Here is a 17,935-nt window from a genome sequence, read left to right on the forward strand (position 1 = left end):
TCTCTATGATCGAAATCATCTTTTCGATTTCATACTGTGCCAGTATATAATCCTACCTACTAATAGGTATGTTAAATTTTAACGCTAAATATTTGTTAATGTTAAATTTAAAGGGTAAAAGGATGTTTATCGCCTGGTACTGGATTGTCTTAATTGTTCTGGTGGTCGTGGGGTATTTTTGCCACATGAAGCGCTACTGTAAAGCGTTTCGGCAGGATCGCGATGCGCTACTGGAAATCCGCAATAAATTACTGCGTCATGATGATGAAAAACGCGTTATGACGAAAGAGCAGGAATAATCGCTTCCTGCCTTCTCCGTTACCCGATCCCCATCGCCTGAAGTACGACCAGACTCAGCCCCATGACTGACATTCCACACAGAACGCCATAGCTGGGGTTGTTATTGGGGTCGATCTCTTTTGCCAGCGGCATCAGTTCATCCACCGACAACGCAACCATGATGCCCGCGACGGCGGCCATTATGGCGGCCATGACGACGGGCGATACCAGGTTGCCAAGAATCAGCCATGCCAGCACGCCGCCCAGTATTTCCGCCATCCCGGAAATGCCCGCCCAGAAAATAGCGGTGCGTTTAGAACCGGTGGCTGCATAGACTGGCCCGGCGACGGCCAGACCTTCCGGGATATTATGCAGGGCAACCGCCAGCGCGATGCCGAATCCCAACTCCAGGTTGCTGCTTGCGGTCACGTAGGTGGCAATCCCTTCCGGGAAGTTGTGCAAACTGATCCCGAGCGTGAGCAGAATGGCCGTGCGTTTGATCGATCCCGGAATTGGCTGCGTCCTTTTTTGCACCAGATCCTGCGGGTGAGCGTGCGGAAGAAGACGATCCAGCCCAAAGTAACCCAGCAAGCCGATGATAAACATGCCGTAGCCCAGAACCGGTGGCATTCCCTTTGTACCCAGCGCGGCGGGCAGCATCTCCATTAAGGAGATCAGCAACATGATTCCGGCGGCAAACCCGAGTGAAAACGCCAGCAGGCGATTGGAGGGCTTTTGCCCCAGTACGCCAAGAAACGCGCCAATAAACGTGGCGGCCCCCGCCAGTAAGGTCAGAATTAAAGGTACCGACATCAATGACTCCTTATACATCTCACTGACCTTCAAAATAACTGATGATGATCATCATGGTTATCAGAGTTCTTCATTCACCGAAAGAGGGTATGGTAAGACCATCAAAATGACTCCCTGAGTAAGGATATCATCATGTCTTCAATTCGTATGCCAGCATTGTTTTTGGGACACGGCAGCCCGATGAACGTTCTGGAAGATAACCTGTATACCCGTGCCTGGCAGCGGCTTGGGGAGACATTGCCGCGTCCAAAAGCGATTGTGGTGGTGTCTGCTCACTGGTACACCCGTGGTACGGGCGTCACTGCAATGGAAGCACCAAAGACCATTCATGATTTTGGCGGTTTCCCGCAGGCCTTGTACGACACGCATTACCCGGCGCCTGGCTCCCCTGAGCTGGCACAGCAGCTGGTTGATTTGCTTTCCCCGGTGCCGGTCGCGCTCGACAAAGAGGCCTGGGGGTTTGACCACGGTTCCTGGGGCGTGTTGATCAAGATGTACCCGGATGCTGATATTCCGATGGTGCAGTTGAGCATCGACAGTACCAAACCGGCGGCCTGGCATTTTGAGATTGGACGCAAACTGGCGACGCTGCGTGATGAAGGCATCATGCTGGTGGCCAGTGGTAACGTAGTGCATAACCTTCGTACGGCGCGCTGGCACGGCGATAATACTCCGTATCCGTGGGCAACCTCGTTCAATGATTTTGTCAAAGCGAACCTGAGCTGGCAAGGACCGGTTGAGCAGCATCCACTGGTGAATTACCTCGATCACGAAGGCGGTTCACTGTCGAACCCGATGCCGGATCACTATCTGCCGCTACTGTATACGCTTGGCGCGTGGGATGGCAAAGAGCCGGTGACGATCCCCGTTGATGGTATAGAGATGGGCAGCCTGAGTATGCTGTCGGTACAGATAGGATAGCAATGCAGGCCCGGTCACAACCGGGCCTCAGCGATCACTCAACAAAAATATGCGGGTAGAAGCGGGACAGATCCTGGGTGATCAGCGCTCTGTCTTCGCGGATGCCGATCCCGGCAGGCTGATCGTTGACTAACCAACTGCCGATCAGCACATAGCTGTCGCCAAACTTCGGCAGCTGATGGAACTGCTGCACGATCATGCCTTCTTCACCATACGGCCCTTCCACCGCTTCGATCGTTTTACCGTTCTCGATGATGGAGACGTTTGCGCCTTCACGCGAGAAGATCGGTTTCACGACGAATTTTTCCATCTGCGGATAGTCGTCTTCGGCGAAATACGCGGGAAGCAGGTTCGGATGGTTTGGAAACATTTCCCACAGCAGCGGCAACAGCGCCTTATTGGAGATAAGGCTCTTCCAGGCCGGCTCCAGCCAGCGCACGCCAGCGTCTTCGAGCTTGGTGGAGAACATCTCGCGCAGCATAAACTCCCACGGATAGAGCTTGAACAGGTTGGCAATCACCTGATCCTGTAGATCCGTGAACTGACCTTTTTCACCGAGTCCAATATCTTCGATATAGAGGAATTCAGTGGCTATCTCCGCCTCTGCTGCGCAATCCTGCAGATACTGAATGGTACCGCGATCCTCAACGGTATCGCGACAGCAGGTTAGATGCAGAAGCTGGAAGCCGTACTGCTCACGCAATTCGGCGAAGCGCTCGATGAGCTTTTCCTGCAGGCTGTTAAACTGGTCGCTACCTTCCGCCAGATTGCCCGCATTGATCTGATCTTCAAGCCAGATCCACTGGAAAAACGCCGCTTCATACAGCGAGGTCGGGGTATCGGCGTTGTTCTCCAGCAGCTTCGGTTCACCAGTGCCATCCCACGCCAGATCGAGACGCGAGTAGAGTGACGGCTGATGCGTTTGCCAGGACTGACGAACAAAGCCCCAGGTGTGCTTAGGAATACGGAATTTGGTCATCAGCTCGTCGCTGGCAATCACTTTCTCGACCACCTTGAGACACATCTGGTGCAACTCGGCGGTCACATCTTCCAGCTTTTCAACCTGGGCCAGCGTTAGCTTGTAATAGGCGTCCTCACACCAGTACGGTTCGCCGTACATGGTGTGAAAATTGAAACCGTATTCAGTGGCTTTATCGCGCCAGTCCGGACGCTCGGTAATACTCACTCTTTCCATGCGTATCAGCCACCCATTGAACGCGTGGAGGTGCCGCTTGCGCTACGTTGCATGGTGCTCTGTTTGGCAACCGATTCGCCAAAGCCGCCGCGCGTCACGGTAGAGGTGGTCGCAGGTTTCGGTGCCATGGCGGTTTTAGGCACCGTCATCGTACGGCCAGGCTGCGCTGCGCCGTAGTTTTTACCGCCTGCATCGGTGTATTTACCGTAAGCCGGGCTGGCCGGGTTTTTCGAGCTGAACAGCGGCTGCTGCGCAAAGCCCGCGCCGCCGCCCATCATGCGGCCCATCATATAGCCCGCCATCAGCGGCATCCAGAAACTACCGCTGGACTGCTGGGCCTGCGCTTCTGGCGCCATGCCTGCCTGAGCAGGGGCTTGCTGGCACTGGCCCTCACCGAACTCGGCGACACAATCTTCGCGAGTGGCATATTTCGGTGCGGTACGTTCCGCTTCTTTCAGTGCGTTATTGAACGCCGTGGTACATTCCGCGCTTTTGCCCGGATTGGCTGCCGAGCAGTCATCCGCATTCTGATACAGCGACACGGTTTCATCGCTTTTCTCACAACCCGCCAGCATAAACACAGCGGTAACGGCTAACGCGACAGGCGTCAGATGGCGCGCGCTCCAGCTTTTGCGGAACGAGGCGTGATGGATGGATTTTGTCCGTTTCATTTTCGTCTTTCCTGGACCCAGTGGTTAATACTGCTCAGGATAGAGGATGAGTGGTTGAAAATGAAGCGAGAAGAGGCTGGAATGCGGCTCAATGGTGAGATCTTTACGTTGCCTTACGTTCAGACGGGGCCGAAGCCCCGTCATCGCGTTTAATTACGGAACGGATTGCTACCGTTGCTGCTGGAAGAACGTGCTGACGCCGGTTGCGCGGCGGGCGCTGCTGCGTTAGCGGCATAGCCGTCGGCGTTAGCGTCCATCTGCGGGGTTTCGGGCGCGACGTGTTCCGGCGAGGTGGAAATCGGTTTGCCCAGCGTGTTGTTCAGCGCCACCAGATCCTGCTCGTTCAACGTACCCAGCGCTGACTTAATATTCAGCTGGTTGATCAGGTAGTTATAACGCGCATTCGCCAGTTGTTGCTTAGCGTTGTACAGCGTGGTGGTCGCATCCAGCACATCAACGATGGTACGTGTACCCACGGAGTAGCCCGCTTCCATCGCATCCAATGAGCTCTGGGCGGAAACAACCGCTTGTTTGTACGCGTTAATACTGCTGATTGACGCATTGATGTTATTGAAGGATGAACGTACGGTCTGCACCACGCTGCGGTGGGCGCTTTCCAGTTGCTCGCTGGCACCAACGAAGTTGTATTGCGCCTGTTTCACCTGCGAGTTAACCATTCCACCCTGATAAATCGGCAGCGAGAAGCTCAGGCCGATTTTGTTCTGGCCCATGTTGCTGTCGTCATACTGGGAGCCTGTCGCGCCACGCGTTTTAGAGCCGCTGTACGAGGTGTCAGACACGCCGGTAGAGGCGGTTAAATCCAGCGTTGGCAGGTGGCCATCCTGCGCCTGGCGAATCTGCTCACGCGCCAGATCCTGGCTCAGACGGGCCTGCAACAGCGTCAGGTTGCGGTTTTCTGCTTCTTTCAGCAGGGCGTTCACCGCCTGCGGTTTGTCGGTCTTGAAGCTGTCAACGTTCAGCGATGCCAGTTCCGGGTAGTAGTTGCCGGTGACCTGACGCAGTTCTTCTACCGCATTGTCGAGATCGTTACGGGCAGTCACTTCGTTCGCCAGCACGGTATCGTATTGCGAACGGGCGTTTTGCACGTCGGTGATTGCCACCAGACCCACGTTGAAACGCTGGGTGGTTTGATCCAACTGACGATAAATCGCCTCTTTCTGCGCCTGGGTGTAAGAGAGAACGTCAATGGCGTTCAGCACTTTAAAATAGGCGCTCGCGGTGTTGAGGATCAGCGTTTGCTGGTCCGTCTGGAAGGTCACGTCCTGAATACCCGCTGATTTTTCTTGCTGGGTCAGCGCACGCCATTTCGACATATCGAAAAGGGTCTGCGTTAATTGCAGGGACGCGCTGGTGGCGTTCGAGTTCACGCCATTAGCATCGCGGTAGCCGTTGCTGTAGGTGTAATCGGCACCTAAGCCCAGTTGAGGCAGTAAGGGACTACGTGCTTCGTTAATTTTTTCGAATGCAGCATCGCGATCGGCGGCGGACTTACGCAATTCCGGGTTGCTCAGGCGTGCTTGCTGATAAACTTGCATCAGGTTCTCTGCCTGGCTCAGTGTGCTGAACCCCGACAGGCTCAGGCCGATAAGGATGGGGAGCAATTTCTTCATTTGCATTCCTTGTTGTGAAGCAGTATTTAGCGCTGATCAAATTTTAAAAAATAATTGCTGATTCTAGCAGAATCCGCCACTGCAAAAAGTTGGCGTTATGTGCCATCAGGCGTTAATTTGCACCAATTTACCACAAGGTCGATGAAACGGCAGTCAAACGCCTATGATATTCACATTTAAATCATTATTGGTACAGGACGGCACAATGCGTAAATCAGGCAACTCGCCAGTAACTTTCTCCAAAAACGATGTAGAAATTATTGCACGAGAAACGCTATATCGCGGTTTTTTTTCGCTGGATCTTTATCGCTTCCGCCACCGCTTGTTCAACGGTGAAATGAGCCAGGAAGTGCGTAGAGAAATTTTTGAGCGCGGTCATGCGGCGGTCTTGCTACCCTTTGACCCTGAGCGGGACGAAGTAGTGCTGGTCGAACAGGTGCGCATCGCGGCGTATGACACCAGTGAAACGCCGTGGCTACTGGAAATGGTGGCAGGGATGATCGAAGAGGGTGAAAGCGTTGACGATGTGGCCCGCCGTGAAGCGATGGAAGAGGCTGGCATCGAGGTGAAACGGACGAAACCGGTACTCAGTTTTCTGGCAAGCCCTGGTGGCACCAGTGAGCGCTCGTCAATTATAGTGGGTGAAGTGGACGCCACGACCGCAAACGGGATTCACGGTCTGGCTGATGAAAACGAAGACATTCGGGTTCATGTGGTAAGCCGGGAACAGGCCTACCGTTGGGTTGAAGAGGGGAAAATTGATAACGCGTCTGCGGTCATCGCCCTGCAATGGCTGCAACTGCACTATAAAGAGTTAATAAACGAGTGGAAAAAATGAAGCGCTATACACCTGACTTCCCTGAAATGATGCGTCTTTGCGAAACGAACTTTTCGCAGCTGCGACGCCTGCTGCCGCGCAATGATGCGCCTGGCGAAACGGTAAGTTACCAGGTGGGCAACGCACAATATCGGTTAACGATTGTTGAATCGACCCGATACACCACGCTGGTGACCATCGAGCAGACGGCGCCGACCATCACTTACTGGAGCCTGCCGTCACTGACAGTGCGGCTTTACCATGACGCCATGGTCGCCGAAGTGTGTTCAAGTCAGCAGATCTTTCGCTTCAAAGCACGGTATGATTATCCAAATAAAAAGTTGCATCAACGCGACGAAAAGCATCAAATTAATCAGTTTCTGGCCGACTGGCTGCGATACTGTTTAGCACATGGAGCGATGGCGATTCCGGTTTACTAGCGTCGTGAAACCTAAGGACACCATTTGGAAAGCCTGTTAAACCTTTCTCTGGCTGGTGAGGCCAGGGTCAGGATCTTACAAATTACTGATACTCACCTGTTTGCCGAAAAGCACGAAACGCTGTTGGGCGTAAACACCTGGGAAAGCTACCAGGCCGTGTTGGATGCCATCCATGCCGACAGGCAGGAATACGATCTGATTGTGGCAACAGGTGATTTAGCTCAGGATCAAACCGCTGCGGCCTATCAGCATTTTGCTGAAGGCATCGCAAGCTTTCGCGCGCCTTGCGTTTGGTTGCCCGGTAACCATGACTTTCAGCCCGCGATGTACAGCGCGTTACAAGAGGCGGGGATCTCCCCGGCAAAGTGCGTCATGATTGGCGACCAGTGGCAAATCCTGCTGCTGGACAGTCAGGTTTTTGGCGTGCCTCACGGCGAACTGAGTGAATTTCAGCTCGAGTGGCTGGAGCGCAAACTGGCTGAGGCTCCTGAGCGCCACACTCTGCTGCTTCTGCATCATCATCCATTGCCTGCGGGATGCAGTTGGCTGGATCAACACAGCCTGCGTAACGCGGCAGAACTGGACAACGTGCTGGTGAATTACCCGCGCGTGAAGTATCTGCTGTGTGGGCATATTCATCAGGAACTGGATCTCGACTGGAATGGCCGCCGTCTGCTGGCGACGCCTTCTACCTGCGTCCAGTTTAAACCTCATTGCGCGAACTTTACCCTTGATAACATCGCTCCGGGCTGGCGTACGCTGGAGCTCTTTGCCGACGGTACGTTGAAAACGGACGTCTGTCGTTTGCAGGGTGCTGAGTTCCGACCTGATACCGCTTCTGAAGGCTACTGATGTCTACGCTTCTTTATCTGCACGGCTTCAATAGCTCGCCCCGTTCCGCGAAGGCCTGCCTGCTGAAAAACTGGCTGCGTGAACAGTATCCCCATGTTGAGATGATTGTGCCTCAGTTGCCGCCGTATCCGGCTGATGCCGCAGAGATGCTGGAATCTATCGTGCTGGAACACGGCGGTGAGGCATTGGGCGTGGTGGGATCGTCGTTAGGCGGTTATTACGCCACCTGGCTATCGCAGTGTTTTATGTTGCCCGCGGTTGTCGTCAACCCGGCGGTCCGGCCATTTGAACTGTTGATCGACTACCTCGGTCAGAACGAGAACCCCTACACGGGGCAGCAATATGTGCTAGAGTCACGCCATATTTACGATCTTAAAGTCATGCAGATCGACCCGCTGGAAGCGTCGGACTTAATCTGGCTGCTGCAACAGACGGGAGATGAAGTGCTGGACTACCGCCAGGCAGTGGCGTATTACGCCTCTTGCCGCCAGACTGTTATTGAAGGTGGAAACCATGCATTCACGGGCTTCGAAGATTATTTCAACCCGATTGTCGATTTCCTTGGACTGCACAGTTGCTGACAATCATTTCGAATTGCTATTAAAACCATGACGCAAACTTATAACGCTGATGCCATTGAGGTACTCACTGGGCTTGAGCCGGTACGCCGTCGCCCAGGGATGTATACCGATACGACCCGCCCCAACCATCTTGGGCAGGAAGTGATTGATAACAGTGTGGATGAAGCACTGGCGGGCCACGCGAAACGCGTGGATGTGATTTTACATGCCGATCAATCTCTGGAAGTTATCGATGACGGTCGCGGCATGCCCGTGGACATTCATCCGGAAGAGGGCGTTCCGGCCGTTGAACTGATCCTCTGTCGGCTACACGCAGGTGGGAAGTTCTCGAACAAGAACTACCAGTTCTCCGGCGGCCTGCACGGCGTAGGGATCTCCGTGGTTAACGCCCTGTCGAAGCGCGTGGAAGTGAACGTGCGTCGTGATGGCCAGGTGTATAACATTGCGTTTGAGAACGGTGATAAGGTTCAGGATTTGCAGGTCGTTGGCACTTGCGGTAAGCGCAATACCGGCACCAGCGTCCACTTTTGGCCTGACGAAACCTTTTTCGACAGTCCGCGCTTTTCCGTCTCTCGCTTAACGCACGTACTGAAAGCCAAAGCCGTGCTGTGCCCTGGCGTTGAAATCACCTTTAAAGATGAAGTCAATAACAGCGAACAGCGCTGGTGCTATCAGGATGGTCTGAACGACTATCTGGGCGAAGCGGTAAACGGCCTGCCTACGCTGCCGGAAAAACCGTTCATCGGCAATTTTTCCGGTGACACGGAAACGGTCGACTGGGCGCTGCTGTGGCTACCGGAAGGCGGCGAACTGTTGACCGAAAGCTACGTGAACCTGATCCCGACCATGCAGGGCGGGACGCACGTGAACGGTCTGCGCCAGGGGTTGCTCGATGCGATGCGTGAGTTCTGCGAATACCGCAACATTCTGCCGCGCGGCGTGAAGCTTTCGGCAGAAGATATCTGGGATCGCTGCGCCTACGTGCTGTCGGTGAAAATGCAGGATCCGCAGTTTGCCGGACAGACCAAAGAGCGTCTGTCGTCGCGTCAGTGCGCGGCATTTGTTTCCGGCGTGGTGAAAGATGCCTTCAGCCTGTGGCTGAACCAGAACGTCCAGTCAGCCGAACTGCTGGCGGAGATGGTTATTTCCAGCGCCCAGCGTCGACTGCGCGCGGCGAAGAAAGTGGTGCGTAAAAAACTGACCAGCGGTCCGGCACTGCCGGGGAAACTGGCGGACTGCACCGCGCAGGATCTGAATCGTACTGAGCTGTTCCTGGTGGAAGGGGACTCGGCGGGCGGTTCCGCCAAGCAGGCGCGCGATCGTGAATATCAGGCGATCATGCCGCTTAAGGGTAAGATCCTGAACACCTGGGAAGTCTCTTCTGATGAAGTGCTGGCCTCGCAGGAAGTACACGATATTTCTGTCGCGATCGGTATCGATCCGGACAGCGACGATCTGAGCCAATTACGTTACGGCAAGATCTGTATCCTGGCAGATGCGGACTCCGATGGGCTGCACATCGCCACGCTGCTCTGCGCGCTGTTTGTGCGGCATTTCCGTACGCTGGTGAAACACGGACATGTCTATGTCGCGCTGCCGCCGTTGTACCGTATCGACCTCGGCAAAGAGGTCTATTACGCGCTGACGGAAGAAGAAAAAGCGGGCGTACTGGAGCAGTTGAAGCGCAAGAAAGGCAAGCCGAACGTACAGCGCTTTAAAGGGCTGGGTGAAATGAACCCGATGCAGTTGCGCGAAACCACGCTGGATCCCAACACCCGGCGTCTGGTCCAGCTCATCATTGATGATGAGGACGATCAGCGCACCAACGCCATGATGGATATGCTGCTGGCGAAGAAACGCTCCGAAGACCGCCGTAACTGGTTGCAGGAAAAAGGCGACCTTGCGGATCTTGACGGCTAATGGTGTTGTTGTGCCGGGTGGCGTCATTCGCGCGCCCTCCGGCACTGTCATTTATGCCGTTTACGGTACTGCAACGGCGTTTCACCGATTCCCTTACCAAACGCGCTGATAAAGTACGTCACCTCTGAAAATCCTACCTTGTTCGCAATCTCCCGCACGCTCGCTTCACTGTGAAGTAGCGCTTCGCAGGCTTTTCTCAAACGTAATGTATTGAGATAGTCGAGAATGCTTTCCCCGGTCTCAACATGGAAGCGCCGCGACACGTAGCTTTTCGATTTTCCCAGTTCATCTGCCAGCACGCTCAGGCTGAATTTGTGCGTGTAATTTTCATCGAGCCAGAACATCACCTGGCTGGCGATGCCGGTGGCGATTTCCTGCATACTGCACTTATCTTCAGGTAACAGGCTGAATAAGCTTAATAACAGGCAGGCAACGTGCTCGGTGTTGAGCGGCTTCAACGCCGCTATTTTCTCGTAACGACTAAAGAGGAAATCGATGTGCGCATGGATCTCACTAGCGTCGATCACCCAGGCTTCACCGCCGCGAATCGTCAGGTTTTGCAGGCGTTGCTGATTGAGCGGGAAATCACGCAGCACCTTCAATACCGCATGCGGGTCGAGATGAATAATGGTGCGTCGGTAGCTATTCTGCGCCTGCTCATCAACCATGATTTTGTGCAGGGTAAACGGTGGGAAAAAGAACATCCGCCCTGGCCGCATGGTGTACTGCTTATGATCGACCGTGACCACGCCGAAACCTTCTTCCACGTACAGCATTTCCAGACATTGATGCCAGTGGTGGTAGCGGACCGTGTTGGCAAACAGGCGACTAAACGACGCGATAGCATCGTTTAGGGTGATAAGCTCCAGACGTTCTGAATACAGCGGTGCGTTCATGCTCATAGTGCAACAGAATTAAATTTTTACCCGGCTGATTACCTTTATAAACTCTATTTTTAAATTTTCTCAATCGCCGTTTCAAAAGAATGTGTCGGGTGTGATTGAGGTAACATTTCTGCCAATGCGCGATTCACTATGCTTTAGCCACTTTATTCAGAGGGGCAGAGTATGTGGTCGGCAACTGAAGAAAAATCAAATCCATTGTCATCCCGTGAAGAGGTTACGCGTGCGGTTAACGTCATTTTGGGGGCGCTGGATAAGCAGTTTCCCGCAGGGCAGGCCCAGTTTTCGCTGGGCGATACCTGTGCGCATTACAGTGCGGATATTGCCTGTATGGAAGGGCTTTCGAGAGCGCTGTGGGGGCTCTTCCCGCTGATGGCAGGAGGTGCTGAGGCCCCGTTTGCCGACAAGTACATTCAGGCGATCAGGCTGGGGACCGATCCGCAGAGTCCACACTACTGGGGCGACACCGGGCCTTACGATCAGCGTCTGGTGGAGATGGCAGCGTATGGGCTGGGTCTGGCGCTACTACAGACCCGGTTAACGGCGGCGTTCAGCCCCTCGGAACAAGAAAACCTGCATCGCTGGCTGAATCAGATAACCGATGCCCAGATGCCGGACAGCAACTGGAACTACTTTGCCATCATCGTTCAGCTCGGTTTTAAACGTGCCGGACTGCCGTTCGATCAGACGGCTATCGATCGTCGCTTTGCGCTGATGGAGACCTACTATCTGGGTGACGGCTGGTATTCCGATGGTCCCGGACGACCCCAGGATTACTACATCTCGATGGCCTTCCATTTTTATGGCTTGCTGTATGCCACGCTGAATCCGGAAGATACCGCTCGCGCCGCCACGTTGCGCGAACGTGCCCGGCGGTTTGCCGAAGACTTTATCTATATGTCGGCGGCCGACGGGGCTTCGGTGCCTTTCGGCCGCAGCCTGACCTATCGATTTGCGATGGTCGTGTTCTGGAGTGCGGTGGCGTTTGCTGAGCTGGATGTCCTCTCGCCGGGCGTCATTAAAGGGGTGATCCTGCGACATTTACGCTGGTGGCAGCAACGGCCTATTTTTGATCGTGACGGGATCCTGACGTTAGGCTTCGCTTACCCGAATCTGGCGATGTGCGAGGACTACAATTCGCCCGGTTCTCCTTACTGGGCGCTGAAGGTCTTTCTGATCCTCGCGCTGCCGGAAAGTCACCCGTTCTGGCTGGCAGAGGAGCAACCCCTGCCACCACTGGCGCAAACGCGCGCGATCCCGCACGCTGGACAAATTCTTCAGCACAGTGAGCATTCCGGGCTTGTCACCATGCTGACATCCGGCCAGCTGGAGTTGAATAACTACGTTAATACCGAGGCGAAATACACGAAGTTTGCCTATTCCAGCCGTTTTGGTTTTACCATTGAGCGCGGGCGTTTTGGTATCAAGCATGCGGCGTGCGATTCCATGCTGCTGTTGGCCGACGGCGATAACTACTTCCGGGGTCGCCGCGACTGCGACGAAGTCCGCGTCGATGAGCGCTTCATTTTCTCGCGCTGGTCGCCCTGGCATGACGTGACGATAGAGACCTGGCTGGTGCCGTTCGGTGAATGGCACATCCGTTTGCACCGCATCAACAGCGCGCGGGTACTGCAAACGGTGGAAGGGGGCTTTGCGGTGATGAAAGCGGAGCACCAGTTGAACGGGCGTGGATGTGTGATTGCCGCCAGCAACGGCAGCAGCACGATTGTGGATCTGTCACCGGTGATGTCGCGTCGACCGGACAGCATCATCACGCCGCCAAACAGCAGCATTATGTTTGCCGAATGTGCCGCGATCCCGGTGCTCTCAACAGAGATTGCGCCCGGAGAAAGCTGGCTCTGCTGTGCGGTCAGTGCATCCGGGCAACACAAAGAATACGCCGCCATTCCGCAATTGCACATTAATACTCACCGGGTCGTGATTCGCGAACCTGAATCTGCACGCCAGTTGTCGTTCTCTTTATAGCGAGGGTGGTATGAATATACGTTCACCGGGTTACAGAACGGAATACTATAAAATCAGTAGTTTTATCTTTCTCTATTTCTTTACCTGGTCGGCAAGTATCGGTTTGTTAGCGATCTGGCTGGGGCAGAAAGCACAGCTTAGCGGTACGGTAATAGGCACTGTCTTTGCCGTGAATGGTATTTTCTCGGTTATCCTGAAACCTATTTACGGCTATATTCTCGATAAAATTGGGATGAGTAAATATCTGCTCTATTTTGTCGTGGGCATGTCGGCATTAATGGCACCCTTCTTTATTTATGTTTACCAGCCATTATTACTTTCTCAAACTTTGTTGGGGATTATTGTTGGCGCGATTTACCTGAGTTTTGCCTGGTATGCCGGCGTGGCGGCCTGTGAATCGTATTCCGATCGCTACAGCCGCCTTAACGGTATGGAATTTGGGCAGATTCGGATGTGGGGTTCACTCGGTTGGGCGGTGGCATCATCGTTCTCGGGACTGCTGTTTAACCTTTCTCCGGCTTATAACTTCATTATGGGCAGCGTGACGTCGGTGGTGATGCTGATGGTTCTGCTGAGTCTGAAGGTGAACGTCAATGCCGCCAATGCCGCTGATGTGCTGACCAAAGAGAAAATCGTCCCGGCAGATGTCTACGCTCTGCTGCGAAACCGTAAGTTCTGGGCATTCTGCCTGTATGTGGCGGGCGTTGCGTGGATGATGTTTATCGCCGAGCAGCAGTTCTCCCGCTACTTTGTGACTTTCTTCTCTGACATCCACGAAGGCAATGCGGTCTTTGGCTATCTGGGCACCGTGCAGTCGGGTATGGAATTCGTCATGTACATGGTGATCCCTTTATTTGTTAATGCTATCGGTGCCAAACGCGGACTGCTGATTGTCGGCGCACTGGTAGGCGCGCGACTGGTGATTTCCGGTCTCTGCGATTCTCACCTGTTAATTTCTGTGCTCAAACCGTTATATGGCCTGGAGATCTGTTTATTACTGGTCTCGGTCTTTAAATATATCGCAGAGCATTTTGATAAACGCGTCAATGCAACCATGTATTTACTGGGATATCAGGCGATGCTGTATGTCGGCAATGTGGTGGTCTCTTCACCTGCCGGATTAATGTATGACCGTATTGGTTTTGAGAAAACCTACATCATCATGGGGATTATCGCCCTGGCCTTTACGCTTATTTCGGCATTTACCTTATCGGCATGCCAGAGTAAACGAAAAAATAATACTGCCCTTGATATCGCTGAAAATAACGCGACAAGATAATTTACGTCATAAGGAACCGAAATATGTTAAATCACATCGTTGAGGAACGCCTGTGCGCTTTTCCTGGCCGGCCGATCGATGCCGGGGCATTTCAGGATGAAATGCGCAGCGCGCGTGAACATGTCCTCGAACTGATTCGTCGTCATTTAACGGAATTCGGTGACCACTTTCCTGCCGAAACCTGTGTGAAGGGATATTACCCATTAACGGATAATGTCGAGTGGACGACCAGTTTCTGGACCGGGCAGCTATGGCTGGCCTGGGAGATGAGTGGCGAAGCGGTGTTCCGGGACATGGCGGAAAAGCACGTCCGCTCTTTTGGTCTGCGAATTGCCGGACGTCACGACACCAACACCCACGACCTGGGCTTCCTGTACACCCTTTCCTGCGTGGCGGCCTGGCGCCTGACGGGAAATCGCGAGGCGCGCGGGTTTTCGCTGCTGGCAGCAGAAGCGCTGCTGGAACGTTTTCACGAGAAAGCGCAGATCATTCAGGCGTGGGGCGATCTGAGCGACCCGGAACAGGCCGGGCGGATGATCATTGACTGCAACATGAATTTGCCCCTGTTGTACTGGGCGAGCGAGCAGACTGGCGATCCGCGGTTTGCGGACGCGGCGAAGGCGCACGTCGCCCAGGCGCAGACGTATTTAATTCGTGAAGACGCGTCCACCTTCCATACCTACTACATGGATGTGCACAGCGGTGCGCCGCGCTACGGAAACACACAGCAAGGCTATGCCGACGACTCGTGCTGGTCGCGCGGTCAGGCGTGGGGTATTTATGGTTTCCTGTTGAGCTATATCTACACCGGCGACCCGCAGAAGGTGGCGCTGTCGAAAAAACTGGCCAACTACTTCCTCAATCGCCTGCCGGAAGACGCCGTCTGCCATTGGGATCTGGCGCTGGTCGGAACCGATGCGCTGCGTGATTCCTCCTCGGCGGCCATTGCGGTCTGCGGTCTGTTGGAATTGATTAAACATCTACCCGTTACCGACCCGGATCGCGAATGTTACCAGCAGTGGGCGATGGCGATCATGTCGTCGCTGACGAAACACTATTTGATGGCGAAAGAGGAAAAGGGTAACGGTTTGCTGAAACACTCGGTGTATCACCTCTCAAGCAATAAAGGGGTGGATGAGTGTGCCAGTTGGGGAGATTACTTCTACGTGGAGGCGCTGGTGCGATTTACCCAGTGCTGGAAGCTGTACTGGTAAGCGTGAATTTCACTGTCGATCAAAAGGGTAAGCCACGGGAGCTTACCCTTTTGTCATTATGATATCTGATTGATCTTGCCAGAGAGGTCTATTAGGCTCAATCGAGGCGAGAACGCGGATTTAGGATAAGGCAACAACCGGGGATGGACGCCAAAAATACATAATAAGGAAACAGGATGAACAACACACATCTGTCTAAGAGCGTCGACGCCCTTAAACCCTCCGCTATCAGGGAATTACTCAAACATAGCAAAATGCCAGGCCTGATCTCGCTAGGCGGCGGCATTCCCAGCCCGGAACTGTTTGATAAAACGGGGCTGGAAATGGCCACACGCAACATGATGGAAAGCCAGTTTCTGAATGCGTTCCAGTACGGCCTGAGCGAAGGCTATCCGCCGCTGCGGGAAGCGATCGCTCAGTTGTGCCAGAAGCGCGGTATTCAGGCGACGCCTGACGCGATTCTGGTGACCAATGGTTCACAACAGTCGCTGGATATTCTGGCGAGAACGCTGATCAATCCGGGCGATAAAGTGGTGCTCGAACGCCCGACGTATCTTGCCGCATTGCAGGTTCTGCAACTGTCACAGGCGGATATGCTGTCTGTTGGCACCGATAAAGACGGCATGATCGTGGACGAACTGGAAGTGTTGCTACAGAGCAACACGATCAAGTTCGTGTATATCGTGCCGACGTTCGGTAACCCCGGCGGCGTGGTTCTGAGTGATTCCCGTCGCCAGAAGTTGGTTCAACTGGCGAAACAGCATGACTTTGCCATCATCGAGGATGATCCCTACGGCGAAATCAATTTCACCAATGAGATCTATAAAACGTTGTTCCAGCATGCCCAGGAGAGCGGGTGCTCTGAGCAGGTGATTTATACCTCGACCTTTTCCAAGATTCTGGCCCCTGGCCTGCGCGTGGGTTGGGTGGTGCTGCCGGAATGGATCAGACAAAAAGCGACCATTGTTAAACAGGCAACCGATCTGCATACCAGTGCGCATTCGCAGGCGATGGCGGCCAGCTATTTGACGTTAGGCCGTCTGGAAGATCAAATCCAGATCATTCGTCAGGCGTATCGTGAGAAGTGCAATGTGCTGGCGGATGCGATTCGCAGCGAACTGGGTGAGCATATCTCATTCCATATGCCGCAGGGGGGGATGTTCCTGTGGGGGACGTTCCGTTACGATTTCGATACCACGGCGTGGCTTTCCCGCACTTTGCAGGAAAAAGTGGTGTTCGTGCCGGGAGAGTTTTTCTTCTGCAATAATCCGGATAAACGTACGTTACGTATGTCTTTTGCTACGCCAACGGCGGATGAACTGGAAGAAGCGGTGCGGAGACTGAAAAAAGCGCTGCCCTGAGGCCGCTTTTGCCGGGTCTGACATTGATGGCGGACCCGGCACAACGCGGTATGTTTAAATACCGGATTCCAGAATACGAATATTCATATCCAGCACGTCGCCCTTAACGGCTTCGCTGTAGGCTTTCATGTGCGGGGTTTGCAGGTGCGCTTCAAGATGCGCGATGCTTTCCCACTGCTCAATCATGATGATTGAGTCAGGCGCCGTGGTCTGGAAACTCACGTTTGCCGCATGATCAACCATCGGCGCGTAGCCGTGGCAGCCCTCTTCCTTCAGTACGACAGGAACGATTTTCGCAAACTGATCCAGGACGGCCTGACGGTGATGTTGTCCCGGACGGGTACGGATTTCAGCAATAACTGTAAGCATGGTTAACTCCTTCTAATTCCAGGTTACTAGTTAACCAAAAATCGCCTGCAGATGCTCGCGATATTCTGCAACATAACGTGGTACATCCGGCATTTTAATGACGTCATTGGTAATAAAGGTCGGCAGCGCTTCCATTCCAAGGAATTGATTCGCCTTATGGAATGGCAGATAAACGCCATCGACGCCCACGCCGTGGAAGAACTGATCTTTATCGGTGAAGGCTTCCATCGGCGCGTTCCAGGTCAGGGAGAGCATGTATTTTTTCCCCTGAATCAGACCGCCGGAACCGTATTTTTTTGAGTCATCTGAGCGAGTACGACCATCGCTGGCATACAGTGTGCCGTGACCTTCGGTGAACACGTCATCAATGTATTTTTTCACAGTCCACGGCGCACCCATCCACCAACCCGGCATCTGCCAGATAACCACGTCAGCCCAGACGAAGTTCTGCACTTCTTCTTTCACGTCGTAATTGCTGTCAGCACGGACGATTTTGACGCTATGCCCGAGGTCACGCAGGGTGCCGTCAGCGACTTCCGTCAACGTGTCATTCAGTTGACCGTTAGAGTGCGCGAATTTTTTTGCGCCATTGATAATCAGGATGTTGCTCATTTTTTAGCCTCTCGGGAATGCGTTTGACGCTAATTTTACGTCAACAGGCGATTCGGTGAAATTAGCAAAATGTGCAAAGTCTTTTGCGTTCG

18 protein-coding genes are annotated in these 17,935 nt (G+C 53.8%); 11 read left to right on the forward strand and 7 right to left on the reverse strand.

Annotated features, from left to right (window positions below):
- The first annotated feature begins 122 nt into the window (after positions 1–122).
- Positions 123–299, forward strand: a complete 177-nt coding sequence (locus tag ACERJC_RS22675; RefSeq protein WP_178824522.1) for a hypothetical protein — start codon at positions 123–125, stop codon at positions 297–299.
- A gap of 19 nt (positions 300–318) precedes the next feature.
- Here the strand turns inward: ACERJC_RS22675 and zupT are convergent, their stop codons facing one another.
- Positions 319–1,092 carry a zinc transporter ZupT gene (zupT, locus tag ACERJC_RS22680; RefSeq protein ID WP_152406057.1) on the reverse strand — a complete coding sequence of 258 codons (774 nt, stop codon included), beginning with the start codon at positions 1,090–1,092 and terminating at the stop codon, positions 319–321.
- A gap of 132 nt (positions 1,093–1,224) precedes the next feature.
- Between zupT and ygiD the strand changes: the two genes are divergently transcribed.
- Positions 1,225–2,013: a 4,5-DOPA-extradiol-dioxygenase gene (gene ygiD / locus ACERJC_RS22685; protein ID WP_373672520.1), complete on the forward strand. Its 789-nt coding sequence runs from the start codon at positions 1,225–1,227 to the stop codon at positions 2,011–2,013.
- Between the two features lie 34 nt (positions 2,014–2,047).
- Here ygiD and ACERJC_RS22690 read toward each other — a convergent pair whose 3' ends face one another.
- The 3 genes from ACERJC_RS22690 to tolC form a co-directional block, all read right to left on the reverse strand.
- Complete coding sequence (locus ACERJC_RS22690; RefSeq protein WP_373672521.1) at positions 2,048–3,208, reverse strand: glutathionylspermidine synthase family protein; 1,161 nt, start codon at positions 3,206–3,208, stop codon at positions 2,048–2,050.
- A gap of 5 nt (positions 3,209–3,213) precedes the next feature.
- Positions 3,214–3,879 (reverse strand): DUF1190 family protein, encoded by a 666-nt coding sequence (locus ACERJC_RS22695; protein ID WP_046496880.1) that lies wholly within the window; start codon positions 3,877–3,879, stop codon positions 3,214–3,216.
- Between the two features lie 149 nt (positions 3,880–4,028).
- Positions 4,029–5,510: an outer membrane channel protein TolC gene (gene tolC, locus ACERJC_RS22700; protein ID WP_373672522.1), complete on the reverse strand. Its 1,482-nt coding sequence runs from the start codon at positions 5,508–5,510 to the stop codon at positions 4,029–4,031.
- A gap of 205 nt (positions 5,511–5,715) precedes the next feature.
- Between tolC and nudF the strand changes: the two genes are divergently transcribed.
- Genes nudF through parE form a run of 5 tightly spaced genes read left to right on the forward strand, consistent with a single transcriptional unit; the run spans position 5,716 to position 10,120 of the window.
- Entirely contained in the window at positions 5,716–6,348 is a 633-nt protein-coding gene (gene nudF, locus ACERJC_RS22705) for an ADP-ribose diphosphatase (RefSeq protein WP_046496890.1), read from the forward strand.
- Entirely contained in the window at positions 6,345–6,767 is a 423-nt protein-coding gene (locus ACERJC_RS22710; protein WP_042324260.1) for a DUF1249 family protein, read from the forward strand. Before nudF ends, ACERJC_RS22710 begins: the two co-directional genes overlap by 4 nt.
- Positions 6,768–6,791: 24 nt before the next feature.
- Positions 6,792–7,619, forward strand: coding sequence for a 3',5'-cyclic-AMP phosphodiesterase (cpdA, locus tag ACERJC_RS22715; protein ID WP_152406052.1), 828 nt, complete (start codon positions 6,792–6,794; stop codon positions 7,617–7,619).
- Positions 7,619–8,200 carry an esterase YqiA gene (yqiA, locus tag ACERJC_RS22720; protein ID WP_042324257.1) on the forward strand — a complete coding sequence of 194 codons (582 nt, stop codon included), beginning with the start codon at positions 7,619–7,621 and terminating at the stop codon, positions 8,198–8,200. Before cpdA ends, yqiA begins: the two co-directional genes overlap by 1 nt.
- A 27-nt stretch (positions 8,201–8,227) precedes the next feature.
- On the forward strand, positions 8,228–10,120 hold the full coding sequence (gene parE, locus ACERJC_RS22725) for a DNA topoisomerase IV subunit B (protein ID WP_152406051.1): 1,893 nt from the start codon (positions 8,228–8,230) through the stop codon (positions 10,118–10,120).
- A 47-nt stretch (positions 10,121–10,167) separates the two neighbouring features.
- Here the strand turns inward: parE and ACERJC_RS22730 are convergent, their stop codons facing one another.
- Complete coding sequence (locus ACERJC_RS22730; RefSeq protein ID WP_371895856.1) at positions 10,168–11,016, reverse strand: helix-turn-helix transcriptional regulator; 849 nt, start codon at positions 11,014–11,016, stop codon at positions 10,168–10,170.
- Positions 11,017–11,187: 171 nt separating this feature from the next.
- Here ACERJC_RS22730 and ACERJC_RS22735 point away from each other — a divergent pair, with 171 nt between their 5' ends.
- The 4 genes from ACERJC_RS22735 (at position 11,188) to ACERJC_RS22750 (ending at position 16,862) form a co-directional block, all read left to right on the forward strand.
- Entirely contained in the window at positions 11,188–13,008 is a 1,821-nt protein-coding gene (locus ACERJC_RS22735; RefSeq protein WP_373672523.1) for a DUF2264 domain-containing protein, read from the forward strand.
- Positions 13,009–13,018: 10 nt separating this feature from the next.
- Positions 13,019–14,287, forward strand: a complete 1,269-nt coding sequence (locus ACERJC_RS22740; RefSeq protein ID WP_178823318.1) for an oligosaccharide MFS transporter — start codon at positions 13,019–13,021, stop codon at positions 14,285–14,287.
- Positions 14,288–14,310: 23 nt separating this feature from the next.
- A complete protein-coding gene (locus tag ACERJC_RS22745; protein WP_373672524.1) occupies positions 14,311–15,501 on the forward strand; it encodes a glycoside hydrolase family 88 protein in 1,191 nt (396 codons plus the stop codon).
- Positions 15,502–15,677: 176 nt separating this feature from the next.
- Entirely contained in the window at positions 15,678–16,862 is a 1,185-nt protein-coding gene (locus ACERJC_RS22750) for an aminotransferase-like domain-containing protein (protein WP_373672525.1), read from the forward strand.
- A 54-nt stretch (positions 16,863–16,916) separates the two neighbouring features.
- Here ACERJC_RS22750 and ACERJC_RS22755 read toward each other — a convergent pair whose 3' ends face one another.
- On the reverse strand, positions 16,917–17,231 hold the full coding sequence (locus ACERJC_RS22755) for a putative quinol monooxygenase (protein WP_046496927.1): 315 nt from the start codon (positions 17,229–17,231) through the stop codon (positions 16,917–16,919).
- Positions 17,232–17,261: 30 nt separating this feature from the next.
- The gene (locus ACERJC_RS22760) at positions 17,262–17,843 is read right to left on the reverse strand and encodes an NAD(P)H-dependent oxidoreductase (RefSeq protein WP_373672526.1); all 582 of its coding nucleotides are present in this window, start codon (positions 17,841–17,843) and stop codon (positions 17,262–17,264) included.
- Positions 17,844–17,935 lie beyond the last annotated feature (92 nt).

Source organism: Citrobacter telavivensis, assembly GCF_041807075.1.
Taxonomy (GTDB): Bacteria; Pseudomonadota; Gammaproteobacteria; order Enterobacterales; family Enterobacteriaceae; genus Citrobacter_A; species Citrobacter_A telavivensis.

Excerpts from the sequence above, each read along its gene's own strand:
- ygiD (WP_373672520.1), top strand. The coding sequence starts at position 1,225 with ATGTCTTCAATTCGTATGCCAGCATTGTTTTTGGGACACGGCAGCCCG.
- tolC (WP_373672522.1), bottom strand. The coding sequence starts at position 5,510 with ATGAAGAAATTGCTCCCCATCCTTATCGGCCTGAGCCTGTCGGGGTTC.
- ACERJC_RS22730 (WP_371895856.1), bottom strand. The coding sequence starts at position 11,016 with ATGAACGCACCGCTGTATTCAGAACGTCTGGAGCTTATCACCCTAAAC.
- ACERJC_RS22750 (WP_373672525.1), top strand. The coding sequence starts at position 15,678 with ATGAACAACACACATCTGTCTAAGAGCGTCGACGCCCTTAAACCCTCC.
- parE (WP_152406051.1), top strand. The coding sequence starts at position 8,228 with ATGACGCAAACTTATAACGCTGATGCCATTGAGGTACTCACTGGGCTT.
- nudF (WP_046496890.1), top strand. The coding sequence starts at position 5,716 with ATGCGTAAATCAGGCAACTCGCCAGTAACTTTCTCCAAAAACGATGTA.
- ACERJC_RS22695 (WP_046496880.1), bottom strand. The coding sequence starts at position 3,879 with ATGAAACGGACAAAATCCATCCATCACGCCTCGTTCCGCAAAAGCTGG.
- ACERJC_RS22745 (WP_373672524.1), top strand. The coding sequence starts at position 14,311 with ATGTTAAATCACATCGTTGAGGAACGCCTGTGCGCTTTTCCTGGCCGG.
- ACERJC_RS22690 (WP_373672521.1), bottom strand. The coding sequence starts at position 3,208 with ATGGAAAGAGTGAGTATTACCGAGCGTCCGGACTGGCGCGATAAAGCC.
- zupT (WP_152406057.1), bottom strand. The coding sequence starts at position 1,092 with ATGTCGGTACCTTTAATTCTGACCTTACTGGCGGGGGCCGCCACGTTT.
- ACERJC_RS22675 (WP_178824522.1), top strand. The coding sequence starts at position 123 with ATGTTTATCGCCTGGTACTGGATTGTCTTAATTGTTCTGGTGGTCGTG.
- ACERJC_RS22735 (WP_373672523.1), top strand. The coding sequence starts at position 11,188 with ATGTGGTCGGCAACTGAAGAAAAATCAAATCCATTGTCATCCCGTGAA.
- ACERJC_RS22760 (WP_373672526.1), bottom strand. The coding sequence starts at position 17,843 with ATGAGCAACATCCTGATTATCAATGGCGCAAAAAAATTCGCGCACTCT.
- yqiA (WP_042324257.1), top strand. The coding sequence starts at position 7,619 with ATGTCTACGCTTCTTTATCTGCACGGCTTCAATAGCTCGCCCCGTTCC.
- ACERJC_RS22755 (WP_046496927.1), bottom strand. The coding sequence starts at position 17,231 with ATGCTTACAGTTATTGCTGAAATCCGTACCCGTCCGGGACAACATCAC.
- ACERJC_RS22740 (WP_178823318.1), top strand. The coding sequence starts at position 13,019 with ATGAATATACGTTCACCGGGTTACAGAACGGAATACTATAAAATCAGT.
- ACERJC_RS22710 (WP_042324260.1), top strand. The coding sequence starts at position 6,345 with ATGAAGCGCTATACACCTGACTTCCCTGAAATGATGCGTCTTTGCGAA.